Consider the following 26789-nt stretch of genomic DNA (forward strand, 5'->3'; position numbering starts at 1 on the left):
TAAAGTCCTGATTACCAACGGGTTTATAGTAAGGACTTTAGTCCTGATTAACTGATATCTTGCACCATTCTCAATTACTTGTTTAGGAACGGGCAAGATGCCCGTTCCACAATAAAATTAAGTTTTGTGGAACGGGCATCTTGCCCGTTCTTGACAAGAGTACAACATATAACTATTAACCAAAAAATGAGGTAATTGTGCAATATACTCGGATACCCAACTTCTGGAAGAAGTCGGGTATCTAATTCGCCCTACTGAGCCTTAACGCATTTCAGCACCCACCAAGTAGCCGCCGCCGCGTAATTCCGCTGTGCAGAATCATCGAAAGCAAACCGATCGCCAATTTCCTTAAAAGCGGCAGCAACAGAACAATAAGCAGACATTTGAGTAATAATAGAAGCAACCCAATAATTCTGAGTGTCTGAAAAAGTTTTAGACGGCTCTTTAACAACTACATTCGGCTGCTTTCCCGGCGACAAACCGAATTCCGCCCCTCTTGGCAGCACCGCTATCAATTCAGCGCGAGTGACGGGCTGGGTAGGTTTAAAAGTTCCATGTTGATAGTAGCTAACTATCTTGTTGTTCCGCGCCAATAGAAGTTTTCCGGCACTCCAGCGGGAAATATCAACGTCGCTAAATGGACGGATAGAAACATGGCTAGGAAAGGTGATATTAGCACCTTGTATTCATTTCAAAGATTCCCAAACTAAAGATACCAATTGCTCTCTGGTAACAGCAAGTTGCGGTCGAAAGGTATTCTTTTGAGAAAACCGGGCTACAAACCCAAAGCCCACAGCTTCTTTAATTTCGGAAGCGTAGATATCATCGGTAGCTATCTCCGAATTGTAGAAAAGCCTGTATTGCCTACGGTATTGGTATTTCCTGCGGTATTGGCTGGGGTAATGGCGGCGGTGATGGCTGCGGTAATGGCTGCGGTGATGGCTGCGGTAATGGCGGCGGTGATGGCTGCGGTAATGGCGGCGGTATTGGTATTGGTATTGGCTGCGGTATTGGCTGCGGTATTGCTTCGGTATTGCCTCCGGTATTGCCAATTTCTCCCGGTGCGGATTGATTGGTAGTGAAATAAAAGTGGCCTAATGTGCGGCCTTGGTAAGCTCTTTTACTCAAGCGCCAAGCAGGATCGAGACTGATTTTCATGAAGTCGTTAACATCGCCGTTTGTGCGACCGATAATCACCGATTTACCTTGGTAATCTACCGGAGTTCCCATTAGAAGAACATTGCCATCAACAGTTTCCAAAGTTAGGGTGTATTTTAATGCTAAATCGGTGCCTGCCATGCGAATTGAAAAGCCGTTGCTGTCAGTTGCGCGGCCACAAATACCCGTGAAATCAAAACTAACTAATAATGGATCGACTTTCACGGGATTAGAGCCACTTTCGCTCCAGCATTTTCGCCTGTCAGAGACTTGTTCTAGAATTAGCAATTGGTAGCCGCCGGAAGGGCGGGGTTGGGCGATGACAATTACTCGCTCTTGGTTAATTTCGGTTTCGTCAAAAGTAAATGCTTTAGCCGAACCGATCGCCCCAAGTGTTAAAATTGCTGAACCTGCCAGTGCGGCCACTGTTCGTACAAGTGAATGTTTCATGATTTTTCCCTATGGGCTCCTTATTGTGATGAGACTTATCTAGAATATAAAAAATTCGCCCTCTTCCAACAACAAGATAGAATTTTACCATCTCTTGTTCCGGTGGTACCAAGTGCGAGCGATCGCCGATCGTCACCTTGGTTTGTAGTGAGAACTAAAGTCCGAGCGAATTTTTAGGAGGACTTTAGTCCTCACTACAAAGTTATAACGGTTATTTTACCGAGGAACTTGATAAGCTGTTGGGCATCTAAATTGTATTTTCCGGGCGGGCGGGACGCCCACTCCACAAGAATTTGATGGGACTTGACAGTAAAATTTAGATGTGCCTGGGCTTATTACTTGCGGGAAACGATCGCACTATTGAGCAAAAAAACGGTGCGTTACACTTGGTTAACGCACCCTAAAACAAACATTCAAAAAGCGCCTTTCCTGTCTAGCGGAACATACTGCTAACAGAACTATCTTCGTGAATCCGCCAAATAGTTTCTCCGAGCAAATTGGCTACCGAAAGCACCGTCAACTGCTTAAAACGGTTCTCTTCCGGCACAGGAATTGTATTCGTAACAATTACCTCTTCCAACACCCCGCTAGACAAACGCTCGATCGCCGGAGGCGAAAACACCGCATGAGTAGCACAAGCATAAACCTGCCTCGCACCCTCGCGGCGCAACAATCTCGCACCTTCAGAAATCGTGCCGGCAGTATCGATCATGTCGTCTACCAACACCGCAGTTTTGCCCCTGACATCACCGATAAGATTCATCACTTCTGCCACGTTGTGAGCTTGGCGGCGCTTGTCAATAATTGCCAGGGGAGCATCGCCAAGCTTTTTGGCAAAAGCTCTCGCCCTAGCGACTCCGCCAACATCCGGCGAAACCACAACAATATCCGTCAATTGCTTGCTCGCCAGATAATCCAAAAGCACCGGCGAACCGTAAACGTGATCGAAAGGAATGTCAAAATAACCTTGAATCTGAGCCGAGTGCAAATCCATCGCCAAAATGCGACCGGCCCCAGCTTCCGTAATCAAATTAGCCACTAATTTTGCAGTAATCGACTCTCTTCCGGCCGTTTTGCGGTCAGCCCTAGCATATCCGTAATAGGGGATGACGGCAGTAATTTGTCTGGCCGAAGCGCGGCGACAAGCATCGATCATAATTAACAATTCCATGAGGCGATCGTTTACCGGACAGCAAGTTGGCTGAATCAAGTAAACATCGCAACCCCGAATCGATTCTTGAATTTGAACGTAGAGTTCCCCATCAGCAAACCGCTTGCGAACCATCGGCCCCAAATCTATCCCCAGATAGCGAGCCACCTCTTGGGCGAGGGGAACATTAGCAGAACCGGAGAACAGCCGCAGACGGTCATGAGCGGAAACCGGCGGCTCGGGAAGCGGAAGCGGTAAAGTAGCAGAACGGATCACAGCAGGCCTCTTGCAGGACGTTTATTCCATCGCTATCTTACCATCTGAAACTAGAAATATTCAGCCAATTTTTTAATAGATTTAACTTTCGGGGCGGCCACAAGTGTTAAGTTCGGCGAATTGAATAGGACTTGCAAAAATATGTCCGAGAAACTGGGTTTCTAGCTCACATTCGGCACCCTTAATGGTCACAATCGGTTTTTACTTATTTTTATCCAGCAATAAAACTATGAATTATACTTGGATACCGTATATCAACGTATATATTTTTTATATAGGCATAATTTATTACTTTAAAGATAGAGTTTTCTGCGTAATTATGCTGTGTGACACCCCAGGGTGTGGAATGTGGGATCTAGCGAACTCTGTACTGGCAGAAGTACGATCGCACTTCTGCCCCTGCGTCTAAAAGTTCTGGCGTGAGTCAATTTGGGGCCCAGGCTGGAAGTGGAGCCACCCCAAATTCAGTCGAAAGCCGAAGGCATCCGGGTTCAATGCGATAAAAATGCCACCAACAGGCAATAAACTTGAAAAATACTGTAAAAAAAGTTAAGAATCGGAAGCATACTCCAGATTTTTGATATCGGGCAAAGCAAGGTAGAAATCGATGAGCTTAAGAGAACGCATTGACGAAGAAATCAAAGCAGCCATGAAGTCCAAGGACAAAGTTCGCTTGGAAACAGTTCGTGGCATCAAGAAATTTATTCTCGAAAAAGAAGTCAGCCTTCGTCCCTCCGGCCAAGAGACGCTGACAGAAGCTCAAGAAATGGAAATTTTGATGCAAATAGCCAAACAGCGCCGGGATTCGATCGAACAATACCGCAAAGGTGGCCGCGAAGATTTAGTGGCACAAGAGGAGGCGGAGTTGGCAATTGTTGAAGAGTATTTGCCGCCGCAGATGTCAGACGAAGAGGTGAGTCAAGTCGTTGACGAAGTGATTGCTTCGGTTGGCGCTACTTCTGCAAAAGATATGGGCAAGGTGATGGGCAAGGCAATGCAGCAGCTTAAGGGCAAAGCAGACGGTAACAGAATTCAAGACATGGTGAAAGCAAAGCTTAACAGCTAGTTAGCTCGAACTCAAATCTTGCAGCATTTGCGATCGGCATTTCAGGGGCGGGCTATTCGCACCACAAGAATATGGAACTTTGAACCCAACAGGAATCCAGGCTGTTGCTCAAAGTTGCTCCAACAGTCCTGGACTCATCAACACTAAAGAAACCGGGTTTTTGAGCGGATTTGCGGGTTGCAACCTGTGTATTTTCGTGAAAAAACCCGGTTTCTGACCATCCTTGCGTCCAAGAATGTCAAAAAAATGTAAAATACTAACTTTGGTCGGGACTGGGGACTACAGATAGTGAAGTATGCTCAAGAGCATTAAAGACATAGCATTACTAAGTCTGTGAGCGATCGTCTATTTTTTAACAGTTTCAACTTAAACTTATGCAGCCACCTATTGCTATTGGAACTCTCCTACAAAACCGCTACCGCTTGGTGAATATTTTAGGTCAAGGGGGATTTGGCCGGACTTATTTAGTAGAAGATTTGGGACGGTTTCAAGAACGCTGCGCCCTGAAGGAATTGATTCCGGTGCAAAGCGGGCCTTACGTTTTGGAAAAATCGAAGGAATTGTTTCAAAGAGAGGCGGCAATACTTTACCAAATTGGGCACCCACAAATTCCCCAGTTTCGGGCAATATTTGAAGAGAACCAGCGTTTGTTTTTAGTGCAGGATTACGTGGAAGGGATGACTTACCGCGAACTGCTGCTCGATCGAACTTCAAATGGTCGCAGCTTCACTGAAGCCGAAGTCTTGGTATTTATCCGGCAAATGCTGCCGATACTCGCTCACATCCACGCCCGCGGCATCATCCACCGCGACATCTCCCCAGAAAATATAATTCGGCGGGAAAACGACCAAATGCCGGTGCTGATTGACTTTGGAGTGGTGAAGGAACTCGCCACCAAAGTCCAGTCTCCCGAAGGAACAGCCCAGGCGACAACTGTCGGTAAAATCGGCTACGCACCGATGGAACAGTTGCAAAGCGGGCGGGCCACTGCCAGCAGCGACCTCTACGCTTTAGCTGTAACGGCGATCGTCCTGCTGACAGGCAAAGAACCGCAGGAATTGCTCGATCAAACAACGCTGCAGTGGAATTGGCAGCAGCGAGTGCAGGTGAGCACGGGTTTGGCTTTGGTGCTGAATCGGATGTTGAGTCGCTCTCCGGGCGATCGATATCAATCTGTCAGCGAAGTCGCCCAAGCACTCGACGCCCAAACTAATCCTAAGCCTAGCCAGCCAACTGTACCGCCCGCGCCGCCAGCAGTGGTGCCGACAAACCCTTCGCTAATAGCAACGGTGGCCGTGGGCCGGCCGCCAGAGCCAGCCGCCCGGAGTTCCCCCCCGCCAAACCAGCCAGCCGCCCGGAGCTCCCCCCCGCCAAACCAGCCAGACCCGTTAAGTGAGCCTGCTGGCGACACTTTTTGGGACAATCCCATCGCTGCGATCGGACTGCTGGCGGGCTTAGTAATCTTGACTGGCTTCGGTTCCTGGGCCTTAGTAGGCTCATTTCTCAACAATTCGCGCCCAAAACCCACTCCGACGCCGCCAGCACTTACAAATCCGACGCCGACACTAACTCCGATACCCAACCCGCTACCTTTGCCAACCCCAACCCCGCAACCTTTGGTAACCCCAACCCCGCAACCTTTGCCGGAACCCAGCCCAGAACCTTTGCCGGAACCCAGCCCAGAACCTTTGCCAGAACCCAGCCCAGAGCCTTTGCCGGAACCCAGCCCAGAACCTTTGCCGGAACCCAGCCCAGAACCTTTGCCGGAGCCCAGCCCAGAACCCAGCCCAGCGCCAACTCCGACACCAAAACCGACGCCCGCGCCGACTCCAGCGCCCAAACCGACGCCCAAACCGACGCCCGCACCAACTCCCGCACCCAAACCGACGCCCGCGCCGTCGCCAACACCAGCACCGACACCGGAACCGGCCCCAACACCCGCACCATCGCCGGAACCGGCCCCAACACCCGCACCGTCACCGGAACCGGCCCCAACTCCTGCACCGTCGCCGGAACCGGAACCGGAACCCGCGCCGGAACCCGAACCAGCACCAACACCCGCACCATCGCCAGAACTCTAAACTTCTGGCAAAATTCCCCTAGACTGAGGTTGAGGCCAATTACTTGTTAGCTATTTGCCAATGAACTCGCTGCTAATTGCTGGAACTGATACCGACGCGGGCAAAACTGTTTTGACCAGCGCTCTGGCTGCTTATTGGCAAATGTATTTTCCCGATCGCAGTTTGGGAATTATGAAGCTGTTGCAAACGGGAACGGGCGATCGCGAACTCTACACCCGTTTGTTTTCCCTCGACCAATCCCCCGAAGAACTCAATCCGCTGCACTTTGATGCGCCTCTAGCACCGCCGATTGCTGCGGAACGGGAGGGGAGACATATCGAACTCGAAAAGGTCTGGACGGCTTGGCAAAGCCTCTCGCAGCGCAAGGATTTTGTGTTGGTGGAAGCTTTGGGAGGATTGGGCTCGCCTGTAACGCGGGAACTGACGGTGGCCGATATTGCCAGGGATTGGCGGCTGAGAGGGGTTTTGGTAGTACCTGTGAGGTTGGGCGCGATCGGGCAAGCTGTGGCGAATGTTGCTCTCGCCAGACACACTGGTTTTAAGCTGAGAGGAATTGTGCTCAATTGCGTTAAAGCTTATTCGGAACAAGAAATTGCCGATCTAGCGTCCGTTGATTTGATCCAGTCACTGACTCAAATACCTGTGTTGGGTATTTTGCCGCATTTAGATGACCCGACTGACCTTGCTAAATTAGCTAAAATTGCTTCAGATTTAGATTTAGAGCGGTTACTGCCAGGGGTTAATTTAGTTGCTCAGACTTCTAAATAACCCTATTCTAAACACCTCTGTTTCTCATTCTTCTCTTCCTCTGCGTACTCTGCGCCCTCTGCGGTTCATAAAAAAAATCTCCGGCCCAACTCAGATAGGATTGAAGAAGATTTTATTTTAACCGCAGAGACCGCCGAGACCGCCGAGAAAGAGCAGAGAGAGTATCACAACTTATTCGGGGTTGCTATAATTAGTGATTACCATTTATTAAGTGATTAAATCTAAAACCTAATCAAAAAAAAAGGAGAATAAAACATGGTTTCTACTTTACCGAATTTAACCTCTGTCGATTTATCTCAATTGCGGCTGGAGATTAGAAATTTGCAGCCTCAGCTAGTCGAATGGCGTCGCCTTTTGCACCAAAAGCCGGAGTTGAGTTTTGATGAAAATTTAACGGCGCAGTTTGTATCGCAAAAGTTGCAGGAATGGGGCATAGATCATGAAACTAATATTGCTAAAACTGGTATTGTCGCAACTATAGACAGTGGCAAACCGGGACGGGTTTTGGCAATTCGAGCTGATATGGATGCTTTGCCTATTCAAGAAGAAAATGAGGTGGATTATCGATCGCAGCATGATGGAATTATGCACGCTTGCGGCCACGACGGCCACACTGCGATCGCCCTCGGTACTGTCTGTTATCTGGCCAAGCACAAACACAGCTTTTCGGGTAAGGTAAAATTTATCTTTCAGCCCGCTGAAGAAGGGCCAGGCGGCGCAAAACCGATGATTGAAGCGGGAGTTTTGAAGAATCCTGATGTTGATGCGATCGTCGGCTTGCATTTGTGGAACAATCTACCTTTGGGCACTGTAGGCGTCCGCAGCGGCGCTTTGATGGCGGCTGTCGAAGTTTTTGACTGCACGATTTTTGGCAAAGGTGGACACGGCGCAATGCCACATCAGACTGTGGACTCGATCGTAGTTACAGCCCAAATTGTCAGCGCTTTGCAGGCAATTGTCGCGCGGAACATTGACCCGATCGACTCAGCGGTAGTAAGTGTTGGCAAATTCCACGCAGGCCACACCCACAACGTCATTGCCGATACCGCTCAAATCGGTGGCACGGTGCGCTATTTCAACCCAGCATATCAAGGTTATTTTGCCAAGCGAATCGAGCAATTAATTGCCGGAATTTGTCAGAGTCACGGGGCAAATTACCAATTAGATTATTGTGCCCTTTATCCGCCAGTTATTAATGATTCGAGAATAGCTGAATTGGTACGCAGCGTAGCAGAATCTGTGGTAGAAACTCCTGCGGGAATCGTTCCCGAATGCCAAACAATGGGCGGCGAGGATATGTCGTTCTTTTTGCAAGAAGTCCCAGGTTGCTATTTCTTCTTGGGTTCAGCAAATCCAGAGAAAAACTTAGCTTACCCGCACCATCACCCGCGTTTTGATTTTGATGAAACTGCGTTGGGGATGGGTGTAGAAATGTTTGTGCGGTGTGTCGAAAATTTTTGTGCGATGTAAATCAGTCTTTCAGGGGGGGGCTAGAAGCCTACCCCACAAGAAAATTTAGTTTTTGTGGAACAAGCAAATTCATGTCTGGTGGAACAGGCATCTTCCCTGTTCATGAGAAGGGTACAGCATCTCAGATATTACCGAGTTTGAAAGATATTCTGCACCATTTTCTTATCTACACTCCCCGCCGCCTTATCCAATTCGGCAATCTCCCCGGAGTCTAACTCCCAGCCCAAAGCACCAATATTATCCCTCGCCTGTTCCACAGATTTAGCCCCCGGAATCGGAATAGTTTCTTTGCAGATGCACCAGTTGATTGCTACCTGCGAAACAGTCTTGTTTTTGAATGCCGCTATTTCTCGCAAACATTCCAAAAGCGATCGCATTCCCGGAAGTAGCTGCTTGCACGCCAAACCTCGAATACCTTTAGGAAGAGAGCCATTTTCCGAGTATTTACCCGTCAGCAAACCCAAGGCTAGAGGACTGTAAGCAATCAATTTTATCCCCAATTCATCGCAAACATCTTTCAATCCGAGTTCTGTCACCGGATAGGTAGAAAGTAGCGAATATTGCACTTGTAAAGTAACAATAGGAATTTGGCGATCGCTAAATTTCCGATGCACCCATTTCAGCCGTTTCGGCCCGTAATTAGACAAGCCCACTCCCTTAACCAATCCTTGCTCATAAAGGTCAGCCAAACCGTCCAAAAGAGCGCCCTCTTGCCAAGGAGCGTAATTAGCTGTAGACCAGTGCATTTGTACCAAATCTACATTTTTTCCGAGGCGCGCAGCAGAGGCTTTGCAAGCCGATATCATTGATTGTCGCGTCAGCCTCCAAGGATAAGCAGCCAGTTTTGTCGCAATACAAATACTGTCTTTATTTGCACCTTGATATTGTTGAGAAAACTGCCCCAAAAGCTGCTCGCTGCGTCCGTTTAATTTCCCTGTTCCGTAAGAGTCGCCGGTATCGAATAAAGTGACGCCGTTACTAACACAAAGATTGAAAACGGCTTGCAATTCCTCGTCCATACTTTCATTGTAGCCCCAGAGGAATCTGTTACCCCAGGCCCAAGTGCCGCAGCCCATTTTTGGCAGTAAAATTTTTTGGTTAGTTGGCATTTTTTTGATGGTAGTTATTGGTAATACGGATATTTTATAGGAACATAACTCGGTATCCCCTATCCCCCAGTAGAGCTGTTTTATTCTGCCACGGGCCGCCAGGGACTCAAGTCCCTGTCTAATAGCATAAGTCGGTTAAAACTGAGATGTTGCACCCTTGTCAAGAACAGGCAAGATGCCTGTTCCACAAGAGATGAATTTTATTGTGGAACAGGCATCTTGCCTGTTCCTAAACAAGTAATTGAGAATGGTGCAACATCTCAGTTTTAACCGACTCAAATAGTAATCTCAATTTTCAAAAGTAGAGTTACACATATATTCTGCGCTAACTCTATACAAAAACAGCTTTGATAGAAGTGCTACAGTCGTCTTTAGACGACTTCAGCTATGAGACAGGGGTTTAAACCCCTGTTGGACTGTCGGACTAATGGCACACCCTACAAAATTACCAATGACTGATGACTCTTTAATTCTTTTACGTGGTTGGCGAGGGCGAAGGTGCCGTGTTTTTAATAGGTTGCTCTGGCTTAGCTTTCGGGTCTGGTTTGGGTGGCGCCGGCGGAGGGAAAGTCGCCGCGCGTCTGGGTATTTGTAGCGCTGTTCGGAATGCAGAAGACGGGAAGAAAGCACTAAATTGAGAAAGTCGATGGGCGAGGGGTTCGGGTGCATATTCCCACAAGCTTTCGTAGTAGAAGAAAGCGACGCCTAAGCCGTATCCTTGGACTGCTTGCACCTGAGATTTAATTTGCTGAATCGGTACTGGGTTATTTCTCAAACCTGTCATAATCCCAACTCCGGTGGGAATTTTTTGCTGGGCTTCTTGCATTTCTGGACGGTTAATCTTGTCCACAAATGATTCTAAATTCGGACGGTACACTTGCACGATTAGCTCGTCGGCAATATCCAAACGCACCCAAGCCAGCCAATCTTGTAGGTGATGTTTGTAAGCAAAATCGTAGTAATTGGGAGAAATCGAGAAAATTGCATTGGGTTTGACTGCTTTGACGGCTTGATTTAGCTGCGACATAAAAGCGGTAATTTTATTGGCTCGCCATTGCACCCATGCTGGATTTTGAAAATCTTTTGGGGGAGCTTTTTTGGTTTCTTTGGTATACAAAGCAACTGTGTATTCATCATATCCAAATTCCGACGGCAAACTCATATGATCGTCAAATTGTATGCCGTCGGCGTTATACTGAGTGGTGATTTCTAGTACGAGTTCGGTAATGAATTGCTGCACTTCTGGATGAAAGGGATTGAGCCAAACTACTTCCCCGCCCGCGTCGTTTGATGTTTGGCTGCCGTCCTGTTTTTGTGTCAGCCACTCGGGATGATTTAAGGCTAATTCTGAGGTGGGAGGAGCCATGAAACCAAACTCAAACCAAGGAATCACTAACAGGCCTTGGCGGTGAGCTTTATCAATTAAATCTGCGATCATATCTTGTCCGTCTAACCCTCTGTAAACAAAGGGTTGAATGTCTCTTTGCTGCGCTACATAGCTGGGATACATTGCATAGCCAGAATTCCAGACTACAGGATAAATAGTGTTGAAATTTAACCGCTTTAATTGGCTGACAGCATCTCCTAGTTTGCGACGATCTCTGAGGATGTCTTTGTCGTTTGTCGTCATCCAAACGCCGCGAATTTCCTGGCGGGGTTGCTGGGCGATCGCCGGAATGGAGTTGTTCGCCAGCAATACTATAATGAATGAGAGGGCAAACAGAAGCGGGAAAAGAGTTTTAATCGATCGCTGCCAACTGCGCGGAATGATGCGTAATGTCATAGTTTTGAATGGTGAGTTAGCTATTGAAACACACCCCGGCATAATTTGGTGATAAAATTTGCTCGCTCTACAGTCTACAGCCATTTGCGCGGAATATGGAATAGGTTAAGCGAAATCGGTGGATTGATGTGCTCCGATCGCAACTGAGCTAAGTATAATCTCTGAGACAGAGGGTAAGTGACAGCATTCTGTCTAACTGCTGGGAAATCATTAATTACCCGCTGCCAGCTATCCTTACCGTACTTTGTGGCCCAAGGAGTGCGAGTGCTGTACAATATTGGTGCTGGAATATTTAGATCGAACATCTGTAATTGTGAAACATTTAGTGTTAATGGGCGGCGGTCACAGTCACGCTATTGTATTAAAAATGTTCGGCATCAAACCGCTGCCAGGAGTGCGTTTAACTCTGATTAGCGACGTGCTCCACGCGCCTTATTCCGGGATGCTGCCGGGGCACGTTGCCGGGTTTTACGATTATGATGAATGTCACATCGATTTGCGATCGCTCGCTGAATTTGCCCGGTGTCAAATATTGGTCGATCGGGCGATCGCGATCGACCTTAACAAAAATTTAGTTATTTGTCAAACTCGCCCTCCGGTTAATTTTGACTTGCTTTCTGTGGATATCGGCAGCACTCCTGCGACTTTATCTGTACCGGGTGCTGCAGAATATGCAATCGCCGCTAAACCCGTACCGGAGTTTTTAGCTAGCTGGAATCAGTTAATTTCCCAAAGGCAAAACCCTCCCGAAAAACCGCTGCGGATCGCCATTGTCGGCGGCGGTGCAGGTGGCGTAGAATTAGCATTAAATATGCAATCTCGATTGGGGAAGGAAGAGGGAAGAAGGAAGAGGGAAGAAGGAAGAGGGAAGAAGGAAGAGGGAAGAAGGAAGAGGGAAGAAGGAAGAGGGAAGAAGGAAGAGGGAAGAAGGAAGAGGGAAGAAAAATTAGAAAACTTATCATCAGAAATTCATTTGTTTCACAGCGGTGCTGAATTGATGCAGGGACACAATCAGCGGGCGCGCCGACGCCTTCAAGAAATTCTCATCAGTCGCGGCATTCAATTGCATTTAAAGGAAAAAGTCTGTGCTGTAAAAAAATTTGAGAGGAAAACCAATCCTCAATTCTCTACCGATTACCAAATTTCCTGTAAATCAGGTTTAGAATTAGAGTGCGATCGCATTTTTTGGGTGACACAAGCATCGGCAGCCAATTGGATCAGAGAATCCGGTTTAGCAGCCGACTCAAGCGGCTTTATCCAAGTCAACGATTGTCTACAATCAGTCTCTCACCCCAACGTATTTGCGGCTGGAGATATCGCTGCGATGGTTAATTATCCCCGTCCCAAAGCAGGCGTGTTTGCCGTGCGTCAGGGCAAACCGCTGTTTGAAAATTTGCAGCAGTTTTTATTGGAAAAACCGCTGAAACCCTTTGCACCGCAGGAACAATACTTAGGGTTAATTGGTACTGGGAATAAAAGGGCGATCGCATCTCGCGGATCTTTCATGTGGGAATCACGGTTGTTCTGGTATTGGAAAGATTGGCTCGATCGCCAATTTATGCAAAAATTTAGCAAGGTGCCAAAAACAGGTGATACCAAATAACAATACATTCAAAGCTAACCTTCTCTTCCTCTGTGTCAATAGCGCCATCGGCGGTTAATTTTAAAAAGTATTATTCAAAAACCCTTTAAGATTGTTATAGTAATATCAGAAGTAAAGAAAACTAACTATGTTCAGAAAAATTGGATTTGGGCTGCTTTGGATTGCATTTAGCACCTACGCCTTTGTATTTGCACCACCCAATAGCCCAGACACTATCACACTAATTACAGACCTTTCCACAGGGAAAATAGCAGACATCAACCCTTTAATTGTAGCCTTGTTCTACATCATGGGAGTTTGGCCGCTCATCTACAGTTGCGTCTTATTTGCTGACGGCAGGGGGCAGAAAATACCTGCATGGTTGTTTGCCACTTTATCTTTTGGTGTCGGCGCCTTTGCCTTATTGCCTTATTTAGCCCTGCGCGAAGCGAATCCTGAATTTCCCGGTCATAAAAATATCTTTTTAAAGATATTAGACTCCCGTTTTACTGCCATTGTCCTAACATTGGGCGCTGCTGCTTTAGTTTCCTTTGGGTGGACAAAAGGCGATTGGTCTGATTTTATTGGGCAGTGGCAGACTAGCCGCTTTATTCATGTAATGAGTTTAGATTTTTGTATGCTTTGCCTGCTATTCCCTGCCTTATTAGGAGACGATATGGCGCGCCGAGGAATGCAGAACTCTACCGCATTTTGGCCAGTGACATTAGTGCCACTGTTCGGGCCACTGGCTTATCTGTGCACGCGCAAACCGCTGCCAGAAACTAATACTGAAACTGTTACAAATTAGACAGCAGCGCAGGGAATGCTCAGTTTAATCTAGGAATCACAAGAAATCCGGCAAAAAACAGGGAAGATGCCTGTTCCACAATAACTAAGTTTTATTGTGGGCCGTTTCTCCTAGCCCGCCCATGAAACACTGATTACAAATAGTGCCAAATCTGAGTATTACTCTAATTAATTATCTCCCCGTTTCTAGCAAATGAAAAAATTTCCTATCGTTGGCATCACAACATACAACCGCTGTTCAGCAGGCGAATATCGTTTAAATGGAGCTTATATTGATGCAGTTCAGGCGGCTGGTGGCATTCCGATTTTACTGCCGCCCAATCAATTAGATCCGGCTAGTATTTTTGATGCAGTAGACGGTTTGATTTTTTCCGGGGGCGGAGATATTAACCCCGAACTTTATGGCGGTTATGTCGATCGCACAGTTTACTCGGTTAATGCAGAACGCGACAATTTTGAATTAAACTTAGCAAAGCTAGCTTTGAAAGCTGACATACCGGTGTTGGGGATTTGCCGGGGAATGCAAATGCTGAACGTAGCCAGCGGTGGCAGTTTGGTGATTCACGTACCGGATGCTTACGGAGACGAGGTTAATCACGGATCGGGAATCCCCCCGCGTGCGATCAAGCATACCATTGAAATTGAGCCAAACAGTCGGCTAGCAAAAATTATGGGAAAAACTTCAACAACAGTTGTTTCCTGGCATCATCAAGCAGTGAGGAAGGTAACATCCGATTGGCGAATTGTAGCCGATGCACCTGACACTTTGGTAGAAGCAATGGAACACTGCTATCACCCTTGGATGATAGCAATTCAATGGCACCCGGAAATGTCGCCAAACTGTTCGTTCAACTCTCGAATTTTTAAGGCTTTCGTAGAAGCAGCAGCTTCAAGATTTATGAATTCTACCAAGCCTGGATCCAAGGCAATTCATACATTTTGACAGTCACTTATTCTTGATAGTCAGTATCTATTTCAATATCCAGGGTATCTTCATCTATTCTGACATACAGAACATTCGGGCGACAGCAAACCTGACAATCTTCGATATAAGATTGTTCCATACCACCGCTGATATCAACAAAAGTTGTACTCGGTTCGCCGCAGAAAGCACAGTAATATTCAGCCGTTGTTTGCATCTTTCTCGCACTCTCTTTTTGTGACTTCGTGGCGGTAGCGAAACATATCTGTTAACCGCATTTCCACCCACCAACCTAACAACAAATCCACAATCGGGCCGCCCGGTATCGAAAATGCGATCGCATCTGTCAATCTAGTCTTGCCATTTTCTGAGGTAAACTCGTGTCGGTGAACCCAACGTGCCATCGGCCCCTCAGTTTGTTCATCAACAAACAACCGATATTGTTCGCACTGAGTGTGAGTCGCCACCCATTTTACAGGAATCGGCCCCAATAACAGGCGAAATTCTGATACAGCACCCACATCGAGTCCCCCTTCGCGGCGAATGATTTTCACCGGTTGCCAAGGCGGAGTCAAAAGTTGCAGAATATCCGGCCTTTCGTGAAAGTTCCAGACTGTTTCAACAGTGGCATTAATCAGCGACGAATATTTAAAATTGGGCATTGTATCGTTTGGCTAGACAGTTAAGTGCGATCTTTCAGCATTTGCAGTATTATCCTCTGTATCAGTACAAACAGCAACAGTTAGTTTCAATCTTTTGCATCCCGCTATTTCCTAAGTCGTCAACTGCAAATCCTTCGTCCTAAAATGACTGGTTGCCTCAGCCAAATGCTTCTTCAAAGTCGCCTCCGGTAGCGGCCCTTTTAAATGACTCCAAGGCAAAACCTGATCCAATTCCCACTCTTGAAAAACATAAAAATCCATCTCAGGCAACTGTCCCCGCAACTCCTTAAAGGCCCGCCGATAACTGCCCAAAGTATCGCCGTAATGTCGCACTAATTCCAACAGCCGAGCCAACCGCCGATCGCCCTTTGACAACAAACCCTGAATCACAGACCAGTTATAGCTTTCGGGTCTAAATTCTAAACCCAACTTCCGCAATTCTTTATCTAAAAACTTCAGCCTCTTCTCCGCATCTTTATTCACTCCAAACCACTGAAAAGGAGTGTGAGATTTCGGGACAAAAGTGCTGCATCCCAGAGTCAACCGCAAACCGGGAGCGGCTTTTCTAATCGCCCGCATCATCTCCACCGTCTCCTCTAAATCCTCCATTTCTTCGCCGGGAATTCCCGCCATTCCGTAAAGTTTAATTCCCTTTAACCCGCCCGCCTTAGCATTGATAGCAGCTTGGATAATTTCGTCATTTGTGAGTTTTTTGTTAACGATTTTGCGGAGGCGATCGCTCCCGCTTTCCACCGCAATCGTCACAGATTTGCTGTCTCTGTTTGTCAAGATTTCTGCCAATTTAACTGTCACCGTATTCGTCCGTACTGAAGAAAGACTCAGCCGCACCCCGTCGTATTTCGGATGATTCAAATGATCCAGCAACGCTTCAAATTCCGGGTGCTGAGTGACAGAAGCACCCAACAAACCCAAACGATTAGTCACAGCTAAACCGCGATCGATCGCCGGAATTAGCGAACTCTCCAAACTCGCAGTTCTAAACGGCAAAGTCAGATAACTTGCCAAACAAAAACGGCACATTTCTGGACAACTCCGAACCACTTCCACCATGTAAATATTTTCCCAAGCCGCTTTTTCTGTCACCACAGTGGAAGCAGATAAAGTATTGCCGCGATAAGTCTGTTTTTCAACCATACTGGGAATTCCCGAATCGACAGGCTGAATCGATTTAATACCCTCAGCCGCATCCAGATAAGTTACTTCGTACAAACTGGGGACGTAAACTCCCGGAACTTGCGCTAAATGCCGCAATTTAGTTTGTCTGTCTGCTTTACGGACTTCTTTACAAGCATTAATAAAATTGTCAATGAGATGTTCGCCATCTCCCAGCAAAATCACATCAAAAAAATCGGCAAATGGTTCTGGATTAGCAGTAAAAACCGGGCCACCGCCGAATACGATCGGATGATTATCAGTTCGTTTTGACGCCCAAATCGGAATTTCTAGAGATTCCAATAAATTGAGAATATTTACATAGTCTAGTTCCCAAGAAAGCGAAAATCCCAGTAATTCTGGATCTCGGGGAAGTTGTTCCCGGATATCAGTAAATAAACGGCCCACTTCAATATCCGATCGTACCGCCAAAGTTGCCCACACTATCTGATAGCCGAGACTGGTAATACCCACCGTGTACTCGTTGGGGAAAGCAAAAATAGTCGGGATAGCATCAGCATCGGGCGTTGCTGGGGCAAATAGCAAGCGTTCTTGAGCAAAGGGATTAGGAGTCACGGGCAAATTTAGTTTTAACAATAGGTCTGTTCTGATCTCATTTTAAGCCATTACCAAAGTCATTGTAGGGTGCGTCAGGGTTGAATGTGGCCACCACAAACTAAGAATCTCCCCCCGGACGCACCCTACCGTTAGTTAGCTGTTACATCCGTGACATCCCAATAATGCCAATCCGTTGGCGAACTTCCTTCTTGCTTCTTGAAAGTTACTCTGAAATAGAATTGCGATCGTCCTGAGTTCTCGGAGTAGTCGGAGTAGGCGGTGTACTGTGAAAAGTTGCAATCAGCAAACAGATAATCCCAGCATTAATAAACACATCGGCTAGATTAAATACCGGGAACCGAATGAGCCGAAAATCGATAAAATCTACAACGTGGCCCGAAACAAATCGATCGATCCCATTTCCCAGTGCTCCCCCCAAAATCAAACCGTAGCCAGCTTGTTCCCAGCGGTTAATTCGCGGCCCGAACCAAGCCAGCACCATCAATCCCACACTAACGCCCAAAGACAGCCAGCGCAACCAAATCGCCCCGCCATTGCTGAACATACTAAAAGCGGCACCAGTATTAACCACATAAGTGAAGTGAAACACCCCAGGTAACAGCGGCTGCGTCTGCGGAGGAAGTGTCAAGTCAAAATTTTGTACCACCCAAAACTTAGTCAGGTGGTCTAAAACTAAACTGATAACCGCAGCAATCCAGAACAAGGGATTTCTTTTAAAACGCATGAATTAAGCAATAGAAAATGGGGCATCGGGCATGAGAGAATTTACTCCAATCTCACTTGTCATCGCGAGCAGAATGCAGTGCAGCAAAGCAATCCGAGCCGCAGCGAGATGACTCTCCCGTTTCGCAATGTATAGTATAACCTTATTTTGCACAATTACCCGTTACCTCTTCGTTCTTCCTTCTTCCTTCTTCCTTCTTCCTTCTTCCTTCGCAATTAATAAAACATCAAACGGCGTAAAGTAAATGACAGCACTGCGATCGCACAAACTACCGCCAATTGTCCCGGTAGGGGATAAACCGAATATTTAAGAATCTCATCGAATAAAGGTGTTTTTTTTGCCGGAGGCAGCCAGTAAGTAAAAATTAGATAAATTAAGCCGATCGCGTGCACAGTGAACAAACCGCACAAACAGCTAAAAGCCATAGATTCCAGCCGCGAAGCCACCTTAAAAGCCACCCAGCCGCACACCCAAGCACCAGGCACAAAACCCAGCAAATACCCAAAACTCGCTTCTTTGAGATAGCCGATGCCGCCGCCTTGAGAAAAAACTGGCCACAAAGTTAATCCTAATGCCAAATAGGCAATTTGCGAGAGAGCCGCAGCATTTTTCCCCCCCATGCAGCCTACTAGCAAGACGGCTCCAATTTGATAGGTAACACCTAAAGAGTAGGCCTGAAGTCCTCGATCGTCCCACAACCCAATCGGAATTGTGACAGATGCAGGCAAAAAAGTGCCTCCTATCGTCAGGAGCAAACCAATAACGGCCCAGATTAGTTCAATAGGAGCAGGCATTATAGCAGAAGAAAGAAGGAAGACCGAAGTGGCAATCGACCGTTTATGTTTGTGCAATTAAGAACGTCCTAACCGTCAGGGCGGTTGCTATATCATCAAACAGCATTCGTCAGAATGTATTTGTCAGATGCAAGCTTCAATGCCCGCAGCTTTTAAATTCTTAATACTAGCACTACTGTCAAAATAACCACCATTGTATGGTTTTCTGGTTCTCAAGCCTGGATCTTGTGATAATTTAATGGGGACTTTTTCGCGATCGGGCGATCGACTGCTTGTTTCCGTAGCTATTTCTCTGCCCTATATCTTATAAATCCACAATCGTCAAGCTCATAAATAACATTCATAATATTAATTAATATTAATTTGCGATTAAGTGTAAAGATTCTTAACCTAACCTTTACTTTTGCGCGCTATGCTGATGCGGGACACCCATATAACGCAGATTTTTTATACCTATGCTTTTTCGTCTCAACTTGATTAATCCAAAGCGTCTGACTACAGCAATTACCGTAATGGCGATCGCCCTCAGTGTAGCAGCTTGCCGCAGTGACAGCCCAAACACGAGCAGCAGCCCCAGCCCCGGCGACACCGCAGCATCACCCGGCGCTTCCCCCGTTGCAGCCACGGGCACCGCGGAAAACACCAAACTCGCCCTAGCCTCCGACGTAGCCATCACCGCAGCCGGCGCGTCATTCCCCGCCCCCCTGTACCAGCGTTGGTTTCAAGACTTCAACAAAATCAACCCCAAAGTACAAATTAACTATCAATCCGTAGGCAGCGGCGCCGGAGTCGAACAATTTACCAAAGGCACAGTAGACTTTGGGGCCAGCGACACCGCCATGAAAGACGACGAAATCGCCAAAGTTCCAGCAGACAAAGGCGTCATCTTGCTGCCCATGACAGCCGGCAGTATCGTCATGGGCTACAATTTACCAGACTTAACCGAACCATTGAAACTGCCGCGGGATGTTTACGCAGATATCTTCGCCGGTAAAATTACCAACTGGAACGACCCCAAAATTGCAGCGGCCAACCCGGGCGCTAAATTGCCAGCAGACCAAGCAATCACAGTTGTCCACCGTTCCGACGGCAGCGGTACCACCGCCGTATTTACCAAACACCTGAGTACCATCAGCCCCGACTGGAAAAGTTCAGTAGGCGACGGCAAAACAGTACAGTGGCCCACAACTGGTACTTTTCTCGGTGCAAAAGGCAACGAAGGCGTCACAGCCCAAGTCCTGCAAACCGTCGGCAGCATCGGCTACGTAGAATACGGCTACGCCAAAAACAACAATCTCAAATTTGCATCTTTGGAAAACAAAGCAGGCACATTTGTAGTACCTACCGACGAGTCAGCTTCTCAAGCTCTAGCGACTGTGCCCATGCCGGAAAACCTGCGAGCATTTATCGAAGACCCCGAAGGCGCTCAATCCTATCCAATTGTCACCTACACTTGGATGCTCGTACCCAAAACAGTTGCTGACCCCAACAAAGCTAAAGCAATCGAGGCGATGGTTGAATACGGCTTAACTGAAGGTCAAAAAGTTAGCTCCGAATTGGGCTACGTTCCTCTGCCCCAAAGCGTTAAAGAAAAAGTAGCCGCGGCCGCGGACGGCATCAGCCCAGACTACAAGATTGAGGTTGCCCAATAGTAATTGAAGGAAGACGGAAGACGGAAGAAGGAAGAAGGAAGACGGAAGACGGAAGACGGAAGAAAAAAAGAGAGATATTTCTGTAGGGGCGGGTTTTATCAGAAATATTTGTTGAAAAGTCAGGGGATTAATAAACCCGCCCCTCTTGGATTTTATTTATGGTCTTTCTTTCTGCTTCCTTCTAGCTTTTTCGGAAACAGGCTATTTTCGGCTACTATATATTTGGTTTTTTTTTCTATGATTTCAGATAATAACAGCGCTCAACCACAGAGCCGATCGCGCTCTGGGGCAGAAAAGTCTTTAGACCAAGGCTTTATCTGGCTCACGCGGATTTTGGGCATAGGAGTTGGTGTAATTTTGCTGGTAATCGCGCTCACCGTTGGTTACAGGGCTTTACCGGCGATTCAACAGTACGGTTTGGGCTTTCTATTTGGCAGTAGCTGGAATCCGGTTAAAGAAGAGTACGGCGCGCTGCCGATGATTTACGGGACGATCGTCAGTTCGGCGATCGCGCTCCTAATTGCAGTACCATTAGGAGTAGGGACTGCCATCTTCTTGAGTGAAGATTTTTTGCCGCTGCCAGTGCGTACAGCTTTGGTTTTTTTAGTAGAACTTTTAGCCGCCATTCCCAGCGTAGTCTACGGTTTGTGGGGAATTGCTGTATTGATTCCCATTATTAGCACTATCGGAAAGTTTCTCAACGGTAACTTCGGATGGCTGCCGATTTTTAGCACTCCGCCAGTCGGCCCGGGAATGTTGCCAGCCGGAGTAATTTTGGGAATCATGACTTTGCCCATTATTACTGCTATCTCCCGCGACTCTTTGGTAAGTCTCCCGCCCGAATTGCGGCAAGCATCTCTAGGTTTAGGAGCTACTCGCTGGACAACAATTTTTAGAGTGCTCGTACCAGCGGCTTTTTCCGGCATTGTCGGCGGAATTATGCTCGGGCTTGGTCGCGCCATGGGAGAAACAATGGCTGCAACTCTGTTAATTGGCAATTCCAATCAGTTAAGTCTTTCAGTGCTAGCTCCGGCAAATACTATTGCTTCTTTGATGGCAAATCAGTTTGCGGAAGCCTCCGGGTTGCAAGTAGCAGCTCTGATGTACACGGGGCTAATTCTGTTTATTCTGACATTGATTGTTAATATTTTGGCAGAGTGGATTGTTTCTCAAGTCAGAGCGAAGTATAACTAAACGTTTGCCGCAAATCCCCATACATTGTTGATTTATGTCAAATATCTCATCGGACGATCGCAATCCTTATGCCTCGAATCCAGGCAGTTTGAAGAAGGTTAAAGGCAGTCCGCAATCGCTGTTCAATATCGCGATGACGGTACTAGCAGGAGCCTGTTTAGCAATTAGTCTTTTGCCTTTGTTTGCAGTGCTTTCCTACGTCACCGTACAAGGTTTCAATCGCCTGAATTTAGACTTGTTTACCAAGCTGCCACCTCCGCCCGGACTATCGGGAGGCGGTATTGCTAATGCAATTGTCGGTACGTTAATGACCGTAGGAATTGCTTCTCTAATTGCTGTTCCTTTTGGCGTGTTGGCAGCAGTTTATTTGTCTGAATTTAGCAAAGGCCAAATCGCTCGCTGGGTGCGCTTTGCTACTAATGTCCTCAGCGGAGTTCCTTCGATTATTGCAGGGGTATTTGCCTACGGTTTGTTCGTGGTAAATATGGGAGGTTTTTCGGCAATTGCGGGGGGCGCGGCGCTGGCCGTGCTGATGTTGCCGACGATTGTGCGGACTACTGACGAAGCTCTACAAATAGTCCCGCAAGATATTAGATGGGCGTCGGTTGGTGTGGGTGCTTCTAATTATCAAACGGTATTGCAGGTGGTTTTGCCTGCGGCAATTCCCGCTATTTTAACGGGTGTGACTCTGGCAATTGCTCGCGCTGCTGGAGAAACTGCTCCTTTGATTTTCACGGCGCTCAATTCGCCTTTTTGGCCGGCAGGATTTGATAAACCAACTCCGAGTCTTTCGGTTTTGGTGTACAACTTTGCAACGGTTCCTTTTAAGGCCCAGAAAGAATTGGCTTGGGCTGCATCTTTGATTTTGGTGTTGATGGTTTTGCTGACGAGTATTCTTTCTCGCTGGGCTACTCACAAAAAAGTGTATTGAAGGAAGAAGACCCTTCGACTTGGCGAACGGGTAAAAAGAAGGAAGAAGGAAGATTTTTCCCATCTCCAACTTTCCCACTCTCATCTTCTCCTTATTTTGTAAAATTCGATTGGATAGTTAGCTGTATGATGATGGATTTAGACAAGCAAACCGAAACAGTTTTACGGACAGAAAATATCAATATTTTTTACGGCGGTTTTCACGCGGTTAAAAATGTTTCAATGGAGATTCCTAAAAATCGCATTACTGCCTTGATTGGGCCGTCGGGCTGCGGTAAAAGTACAATTCTGCGATGTTTTAACCGCCTCAACGATTTAGTTAGCGGTTTTCGTTTAGAGGGTAGAATTGATTACCAGGGTCAAAATCTTTACGATCCTGATATTGATGCTGTGGAGGTGCGCCGCAAGATTGGGATGGTGTTTCAAAAGCCGAATCCTTTCCCCAAGTCGATTTATGACAACATTGCTTACGGTGCGAGGGTCAACAATTATAAGGGGGATATGGATGAGCTGGTGGAAAAATCGCTCAGCCAAGCTTATTTGTGGGATGAGGTGAAGGATAAGTTGAAGCAAAGCGGTTTTTCTCTTTCGGGTGGCCAGCAGCAGCGTTTGTGTATTGCTAGGGCGATCGCGATTAATCCTGATGTAGTGTTAATGGATGAACCTTGCGCTTCTCTTGACCCGATTTCTACGATTAAGATTGAGGAGTTGATGCGGGAACTCAAGGAGAAGTATACGATCGTGATCGTTACTCACAATATGCAGCAGGCTTCTCGGGTTTCTGACCTGACTGCTTTTTTCAATGCAAAACTTTCTGACGATGGGAAGCGGTTTGGCTATCTTGTGGAGTGTGATAAGACTGAGGTAATTTTCCAAAGTCCGAAGGAAGAGTCTACTTTAGATTATGTGAGCGGCCGTTTTGGTTGAGTCCCCGACAGGTTAAAACCTGTCGCTACACAAACGAAGTCCCTTTCTAAGAGATTAAAAATATTTAATTTGCTGAGTCTGGTAGCGACAAAAAAAACCACCTAAAACTTTTGTAAATTTAGAATCCCGCTTTCTTGGAGAAAGCGGGATTCTGGATTTTATGATTAAAAGCTCGATCGCACTTTTTGCAGATACAAGCCACTGATTTTTGTGAAGAAATGCTCGAAGAGTTCACATTTTCTTCATCCAATACTTGAACAGGTTTTCTTTGACCATGTTTTGCCGCATAACTTCGAGCAAGTATTCCTGAGCTTGGTCTTGGCTTAACCTTTTGACTTCTTCGCGCAGCACTTGAAGTTTGAACTGCTGTTCCATGCTGAGGCTGGTTGTAGGCATATCCATAAATCGCTCCTCCAGTTTGCTGAGATTGATGCGAAATTGATCGGAATGACGTTTCGCAGGATTTGTTGTGTCTCCTACATTGTAAACTATCATAACATTCCCTTGACAATATGTCCAAAGTAGACATTTTAAGACTAATTTGTGTAGCAAAAGTACATCTAAGTGAGGGGAGCTTTATCATAAAAAGGCGTAAAGACAGGGAAGCCTAAGCCAAAGGAGCTAGTTCGTATGGATGCCATGGAGTTTTTTCAAAGCAGTGCTGGGGAGTGGCGTTCTCAGCGCAGCACTCACCATCTCGCTTTTCGTCAAGCGGAGATTGGGGATTCAAATATTCAGGTAACAGCCCTGGCTGCGGATGACGCGAGAGTCGCGGAGATTTGCAAGATGCACGAAGTCGATCCGAGCCGGGCTGCTGGGGGGGCTTTTGTGACTTGGCACGGCTCGATGGCGTGGGATAAGGATGATGAGAATCATAAAGGGTCTACGGTGTTCGCGATCGTCCCCGATCCTGAAAATCCCCGGCAGGGTTTGATGTTGCGCGAACGGGGCTATGCGGAAATTGTGCCGGTGGCTGGCCGTTTTGAGATGGATGATGAGGATGGGCTGCTGCTGATTACGGAATACGAGACGATGAGTTCGATCGAGCGTTTCTGGTTTGCTAATCCGAACGTGCGGATGCGGACGAGTAGCGTAAAACGCTTTGGCGGTTTCAGCACATCGACTTTTTGTACCGAAATTCGGGTGCAACCAGACTCGGATGCAACATCAGAACCCGCAGCAGCTCAAGTGGCCGCCAGCGAGTTTTATTCGGCTCTGGGCTGGTAATTTGTAAGCTCGTTCCCCAGCTCTTAAGCTCGTTCCCCCAGCTTGCCTGGGAATGCTTGGCGGGAGTCGTTTGCCTCCTGTTTGACGAGCCAGAGCCTCGCCGAGCGACGTTCCTGCCCGCTTCCGGGGAACGAGCCTTCTTTCTGCATAACTTCCCTCTCCCCTCTTCCTTCTTCCTTCTTCCCTCTTCCCTCTTCCTTCTTCCTTCTTCCTTCCCCAAAGTCAACAAATGTTACAGATTGTTGCAAAAATTCAGGAAAATCAGATTTAGATTGCTGGAATCCCCTAATCTGTATGTTGGTTAGTTGTATCCGTTATGCTGGCAGCTCACGGTGTCAACTATTTCTGAAATTTGAGATAACGGAGATTTTAACGTGGCGCTACCTTTATTAAGCTACGCCCCCAAGAGCCAAAACCAGCGCGTTGCTGGTTTTGAAGTGGGGGGCGACGAGCAGCCGAGAATTTTCACAACTGAAAATGTGCTCTCGCCTGGAGACATGGACAATTTGATTTGGGCTGGATATCGCCAGATTTACAGCGAACACCAAATCCTCAAGAGCAACCGCCAAAAGTCTTTGGAGTCGCAACTTAAGTTCGGCCAAATTACTGTGCGGGACTTTATTCGCGGTTTGGCGACTTCTGCTCCTTTCCTAGAGCGGAATTACCAAACTAACAGCAACTATCGGTTTGTGGAAATGTGCGTGCAGCGCATTTTGGGCCGGGATGTGTACAGCGAGCGCGAAAAGATTGCTTGGTCGATCGTAGTAGCCAATAAGGGGCCTCAAGGCTTTATTGACGAGTTGGTCAATAGCGAAGAGTACCTCGAAAAGTTCGGCTATGACACAATACCTTACCAGCAGCGCCGAATTTTGCCTCAGCGAGTTGGAGGGGACACTCCTTTCAATTTGAAGACGCCCCGCTACAGCGAATACCACCGTTCGCAGCTTGGCTTCCCGCAAATCATCTGGCAGACAAGTGTCCGCCGTTTTGTTCCTCAAGAACAGCAGCCGAAGGCTGGCGATCCGTCGAACTATTTGGGTATGGCGCGCAATATGCCCATTCCTACTACTCCGCCGCCGCGCGTGCCTCTGGCTAATATCAATATCGACTCGATGGTTCCCCGTCGCCGGTAATTGATAGTGCCCTGATGCAATTATTTGTGTCGGGCGATCGACTGAATCGATCGGCTTTTAGGCTGAGAGAGTTTTGAGTCTTGAGTTTTGAGGTTTGAGTTTTTTACTAAACTTGGAATCCAAAACTCGGGACTCATAATTTTTTGTCATTAGGAAGAAGGAAGAAGGAAGAAGGAAGAGGGAAGAAGGAAGAAGGAAGAAGGAAGAGGGAAGAAGGAAGAAGGAAGAGGGAAGAAGGAAGAGGGAAGAAGGAAGAAGGAAGAGGGAAGAAGGAAGAAGGAAGAGGGAAGAAGGAAGAGGGAAGAAGGAAGAAAAATAATTCGACCTTTTCTCATTGTCAACTCTAAGTGCATAGGTGCATTTATGCAGCCGCAATATAACGAAGGTGCTGGAAAACCATTGCGCCGCCATGCTAAACAGCTTCGTACCAAAGCCTTATACAGGTACGGTGCCGCGACAGGGCTAGTGTTGTTGCCACTGCTGGTATACGCGGTAGCACCTTTTGCTCCTTTATTTTTGGTCGCAGCTATTGTGATAGGGGCATTAATCGCCCTTCCGTTCATTGAGGACGGGAAAACGTTTTGGAAGTCGTCTCAGAGATTTGACCAAGGGGCCTGTGGTGAAGAAAAGATTCAGCAAGTTTTGGAGTCCCTAATCCAATCTGGATGGATAGCTGAGTACAACTTAAGATTGCCGGAAGTAGGCGATATCGATGTGTGGCTGCGATCGCCTAAAGGAGTCAATTTTATCCTTGATGTGAAGTCTCACTCAACCGTAGTTCTGTTGGATGGGGATGTGCTCAAGCGTCTATCTTACGGGAAATTGAGAGATTTTGAGAAAGATTTTCTGGCACAGATTGCCAAAGAAGTCACAGCTATCAAAAAAGCTAAGAAGTTAACCAAGGTCACTCCAGTAGTTGTATTTAGCGATGCCAAGGTGAGTTTTAGCAACACAAAGAAGATTAGGGGTGCTTACGTCATGGAACTGGGCAATCTGGTGTCAGGGTTGCAAGAACTCGATCGCTCCTATAAAAGTAGATAAGATGGGGAGAAATGAGACAAACCGCTACCTTGATATGTTTGACATCAACAAATTTGCACAGACCAGTAACATCCCAGACTTGCACTAGCATCTAAGTGATACTTGTGCTATTAAAAAAAGTTAAGGTAGAA

26 protein-coding genes and 2 pseudogenes are annotated in these 26789 nt (G+C 47.0%); 15 read left to right on the plus strand and 13 right to left on the minus strand.

Going from position 1 to position 26789, the window contains the following annotated elements; genetic code table 11:
- Nucleotides 1-251: 251 nt before the first annotated feature.
- From D0A34_19630 to D0A34_19640, 3 genes and pseudogenes are all read right to left on the minus strand, one after another.
- Nucleotides 252-836, minus strand: a pseudogene (locus D0A34_19630) (S-layer homology domain-containing protein).
- Between the two features lie 220 nt (nt 837-1056).
- Nucleotides 1057-1608 (minus strand): annotated as a pseudogene (locus D0A34_19635) (DUF3747 domain-containing protein).
- Nucleotides 1609-2041: 433 nt separating this feature from the next.
- Entirely contained in the window at nt 2042-3034 is a 993-nt protein-coding gene (locus tag D0A34_19640) for a ribose-phosphate pyrophosphokinase (GenBank protein UNU20791.1), read from the minus strand.
- 607 nt (nt 3035-3641) lie between these two features.
- Between D0A34_19640 and D0A34_19645 the strand changes: the two genes are divergently transcribed.
- From D0A34_19645 to D0A34_19660, 4 genes are all read left to right on the plus strand, one after another.
- The gene (locus tag D0A34_19645; protein ID UNU20792.1) at nt 3642-4100 is read left to right on the plus strand and encodes a GatB/YqeY domain-containing protein; all 459 of its coding nucleotides are present in this window, start codon (nt 3642-3644) and stop codon (nt 4098-4100) included.
- A gap of 374 nt (nt 4101-4474) precedes the next feature.
- Nucleotides 4475-6181, plus strand: coding sequence for a serine/threonine protein kinase (locus D0A34_19650; protein ID UNU20793.1), 1707 nt, complete (start codon nt 4475-4477; stop codon nt 6179-6181).
- A 60-nt stretch (nt 6182-6241) separates the two neighbouring features.
- Entirely contained in the window at nt 6242-6949 is a 708-nt protein-coding gene (bioD, locus tag D0A34_19655; protein ID UNU20794.1) for an ATP-dependent dethiobiotin synthetase BioD, read from the plus strand.
- A gap of 255 nt (nt 6950-7204) precedes the next feature.
- Nucleotides 7205-8419, plus strand: coding sequence for an amidohydrolase (locus tag D0A34_19660; GenBank protein UNU20795.1), 1215 nt, complete (start codon nt 7205-7207; stop codon nt 8417-8419).
- Nucleotides 8420-8547: 128 nt separating this feature from the next.
- Here the strand turns inward: D0A34_19660 and D0A34_19665 are convergent, their stop codons facing one another.
- The 3 genes from D0A34_19665 to D0A34_19675 form a co-directional block, all read right to left on the minus strand.
- Nucleotides 8548-9528 (minus strand): aldo/keto reductase, encoded by a 981-nt coding sequence (locus tag D0A34_19665; GenBank protein UNU20796.1) that lies wholly within the window; start codon nt 9526-9528, stop codon nt 8548-8550.
- Nucleotides 9529-10003: 475 nt separating this feature from the next.
- Nucleotides 10004-11395: a glycoside hydrolase family 10 protein gene (locus tag D0A34_19670; protein UNU20797.1), complete on the minus strand. Its 1392-nt coding sequence runs from the start codon at nt 11393-11395 to the stop codon at nt 10004-10006.
- A complete protein-coding gene (locus D0A34_19675) occupies nt 11386-11616 on the minus strand; it encodes a hypothetical protein (protein ID UNU20798.1) in 231 nt (76 codons plus the stop codon). Before D0A34_19675 ends, D0A34_19670 begins: the two co-directional genes overlap by 10 nt.
- Before the next feature lie 26 nt (nt 11617-11642).
- Here D0A34_19675 and D0A34_19680 point away from each other — a divergent pair, with 26 nt between their 5' ends.
- The 3 genes from D0A34_19680 to D0A34_19690 all read left to right on the plus strand — a co-directional run bounded on the left by D0A34_19680 (nt 11643) and on the right by D0A34_19690 (nt 14643).
- Nucleotides 11643-12914 (plus strand): FAD-dependent oxidoreductase, encoded by a 1272-nt coding sequence (locus D0A34_19680; protein UNU20799.1) that lies wholly within the window; start codon nt 11643-11645, stop codon nt 12912-12914.
- Nucleotides 12915-13041: 127 nt separating this feature from the next.
- Complete coding sequence (locus D0A34_19685) at nt 13042-13701, plus strand: DUF2834 domain-containing protein (protein ID UNU20800.1); 660 nt, start codon at nt 13042-13044, stop codon at nt 13699-13701.
- 192 nt (nt 13702-13893) lie between these two features.
- Nucleotides 13894-14643: a gamma-glutamyl-gamma-aminobutyrate hydrolase family protein gene (locus D0A34_19690; protein UNU20801.1), complete on the plus strand. Its 750-nt coding sequence runs from the start codon at nt 13894-13896 to the stop codon at nt 14641-14643.
- Between the two features lie 7 nt (nt 14644-14650).
- Here the strand turns inward: D0A34_19690 and D0A34_19695 are convergent, their stop codons facing one another.
- From D0A34_19695 to D0A34_19715, 5 genes are all read right to left on the minus strand, one after another.
- Entirely contained in the window at nt 14651-14839 is a 189-nt protein-coding gene (locus D0A34_19695) for a CPXCG motif-containing cysteine-rich protein (GenBank protein ID UNU20802.1), read from the minus strand.
- The gene (locus D0A34_19700; GenBank protein ID UNU20803.1) at nt 14823-15284 is read right to left on the minus strand and encodes a cyclase; all 462 of its coding nucleotides are present in this window, start codon (nt 15282-15284) and stop codon (nt 14823-14825) included. The genes D0A34_19695 and D0A34_19700 overlap by 17 nt, the downstream gene beginning before the upstream one ends.
- Before the next feature lie 111 nt (nt 15285-15395).
- Complete coding sequence (locus D0A34_19705; protein ID UNU22377.1) at nt 15396-17033, minus strand: radical SAM protein; 1638 nt, start codon at nt 17031-17033, stop codon at nt 15396-15398.
- Nucleotides 17034-17238: 205 nt separating this feature from the next.
- Nucleotides 17239-17760 carry a lipoprotein signal peptidase gene (locus D0A34_19710; protein ID UNU20804.1) on the minus strand — a complete coding sequence of 174 codons (522 nt, stop codon included), beginning with the start codon at nt 17758-17760 and terminating at the stop codon, nt 17239-17241.
- A gap of 215 nt (nt 17761-17975) precedes the next feature.
- Nucleotides 17976-18554: a biotin transporter BioY gene (locus tag D0A34_19715; GenBank protein ID UNU20805.1), complete on the minus strand. Its 579-nt coding sequence runs from the start codon at nt 18552-18554 to the stop codon at nt 17976-17978.
- 455 nt (nt 18555-19009) lie between these two features.
- Here D0A34_19715 and pstS point away from each other — a divergent pair, with 455 nt between their 5' ends.
- The 4 genes from pstS to pstB all read left to right on the plus strand — a co-directional run bounded on the left by pstS (nt 19010) and on the right by pstB (nt 23257).
- Complete coding sequence (gene pstS, locus D0A34_19720; protein ID UNU20806.1) at nt 19010-20206, plus strand: phosphate ABC transporter substrate-binding protein PstS; 1197 nt, start codon at nt 19010-19012, stop codon at nt 20204-20206.
- A gap of 237 nt (nt 20207-20443) precedes the next feature.
- Nucleotides 20444-21400, plus strand: a complete 957-nt coding sequence (gene pstC / locus D0A34_19725) for a phosphate ABC transporter permease subunit PstC (GenBank protein ID UNU22378.1) — start codon at nt 20444-20446, stop codon at nt 21398-21400.
- Between the two features lie 34 nt (nt 21401-21434).
- Nucleotides 21435-22331 (plus strand): phosphate ABC transporter permease PstA, encoded by an 897-nt coding sequence (pstA, locus tag D0A34_19730; GenBank protein ID UNU20807.1) that lies wholly within the window; start codon nt 21435-21437, stop codon nt 22329-22331.
- A 125-nt stretch (nt 22332-22456) separates the two neighbouring features.
- Nucleotides 22457-23257 (plus strand): phosphate ABC transporter ATP-binding protein, encoded by an 801-nt coding sequence (gene pstB / locus D0A34_19735; protein ID UNU20808.1) that lies wholly within the window; start codon nt 22457-22459, stop codon nt 23255-23257.
- 231 nt (nt 23258-23488) lie between these two features.
- On the opposite strand, the gene D0A34_19740 is transcribed toward pstB, so the two are convergent.
- Nucleotides 23489-23659 (minus strand): phycobilisome degradation protein nblA, encoded by a 171-nt coding sequence (locus D0A34_19740; GenBank protein ID UNU22379.1) that lies wholly within the window; start codon nt 23657-23659, stop codon nt 23489-23491.
- A gap of 228 nt (nt 23660-23887) precedes the next feature.
- Between D0A34_19740 and D0A34_19745 the strand changes: the two genes are divergently transcribed.
- Nucleotides 23888-24484 (plus strand): phycobiliprotein lyase, encoded by a 597-nt coding sequence (locus D0A34_19745; GenBank protein ID UNU20809.1) that lies wholly within the window; start codon nt 23888-23890, stop codon nt 24482-24484.
- Nucleotides 24485-24507: 23 nt separating this feature from the next.
- On the opposite strand, the gene D0A34_19750 is transcribed toward D0A34_19745, so the two are convergent.
- Entirely contained in the window at nt 24508-24732 is a 225-nt protein-coding gene (locus D0A34_19750) for a hypothetical protein (GenBank protein ID UNU20810.1), read from the minus strand.
- A gap of 126 nt (nt 24733-24858) precedes the next feature.
- Between D0A34_19750 and D0A34_19755 the strand changes: the two genes are divergently transcribed.
- The 3 genes from D0A34_19755 to D0A34_19765 all read left to right on the plus strand — a co-directional run bounded on the left by D0A34_19755 (nt 24859) and on the right by D0A34_19765 (nt 26658).
- On the plus strand, nt 24859-25617 hold the full coding sequence (locus D0A34_19755) for a phycobilisome rod-core linker polypeptide CpcG (GenBank protein UNU20811.1): 759 nt from the start codon (nt 24859-24861) through the stop codon (nt 25615-25617).
- A gap of 143 nt (nt 25618-25760) precedes the next feature.
- On the plus strand, nt 25761-25964 hold the full coding sequence (locus D0A34_19760) for a hypothetical protein (protein ID UNU20812.1): 204 nt from the start codon (nt 25761-25763) through the stop codon (nt 25962-25964).
- A 16-nt stretch (nt 25965-25980) separates the two neighbouring features.
- Entirely contained in the window at nt 25981-26658 is a 678-nt protein-coding gene (locus D0A34_19765) for a hypothetical protein (protein ID UNU20813.1), read from the plus strand.
- The last annotated feature ends 131 nt before the right edge of the window (nt 26659-26789 follow it).

Origin of the sequence: Microcoleus vaginatus PCC 9802, assembly GCA_022701275.1 — a bacterium.
Classification (GTDB): domain Bacteria; phylum Cyanobacteriota; class Cyanobacteriia; order Cyanobacteriales; family Microcoleaceae; genus Microcoleus; species Microcoleus vaginatus_A.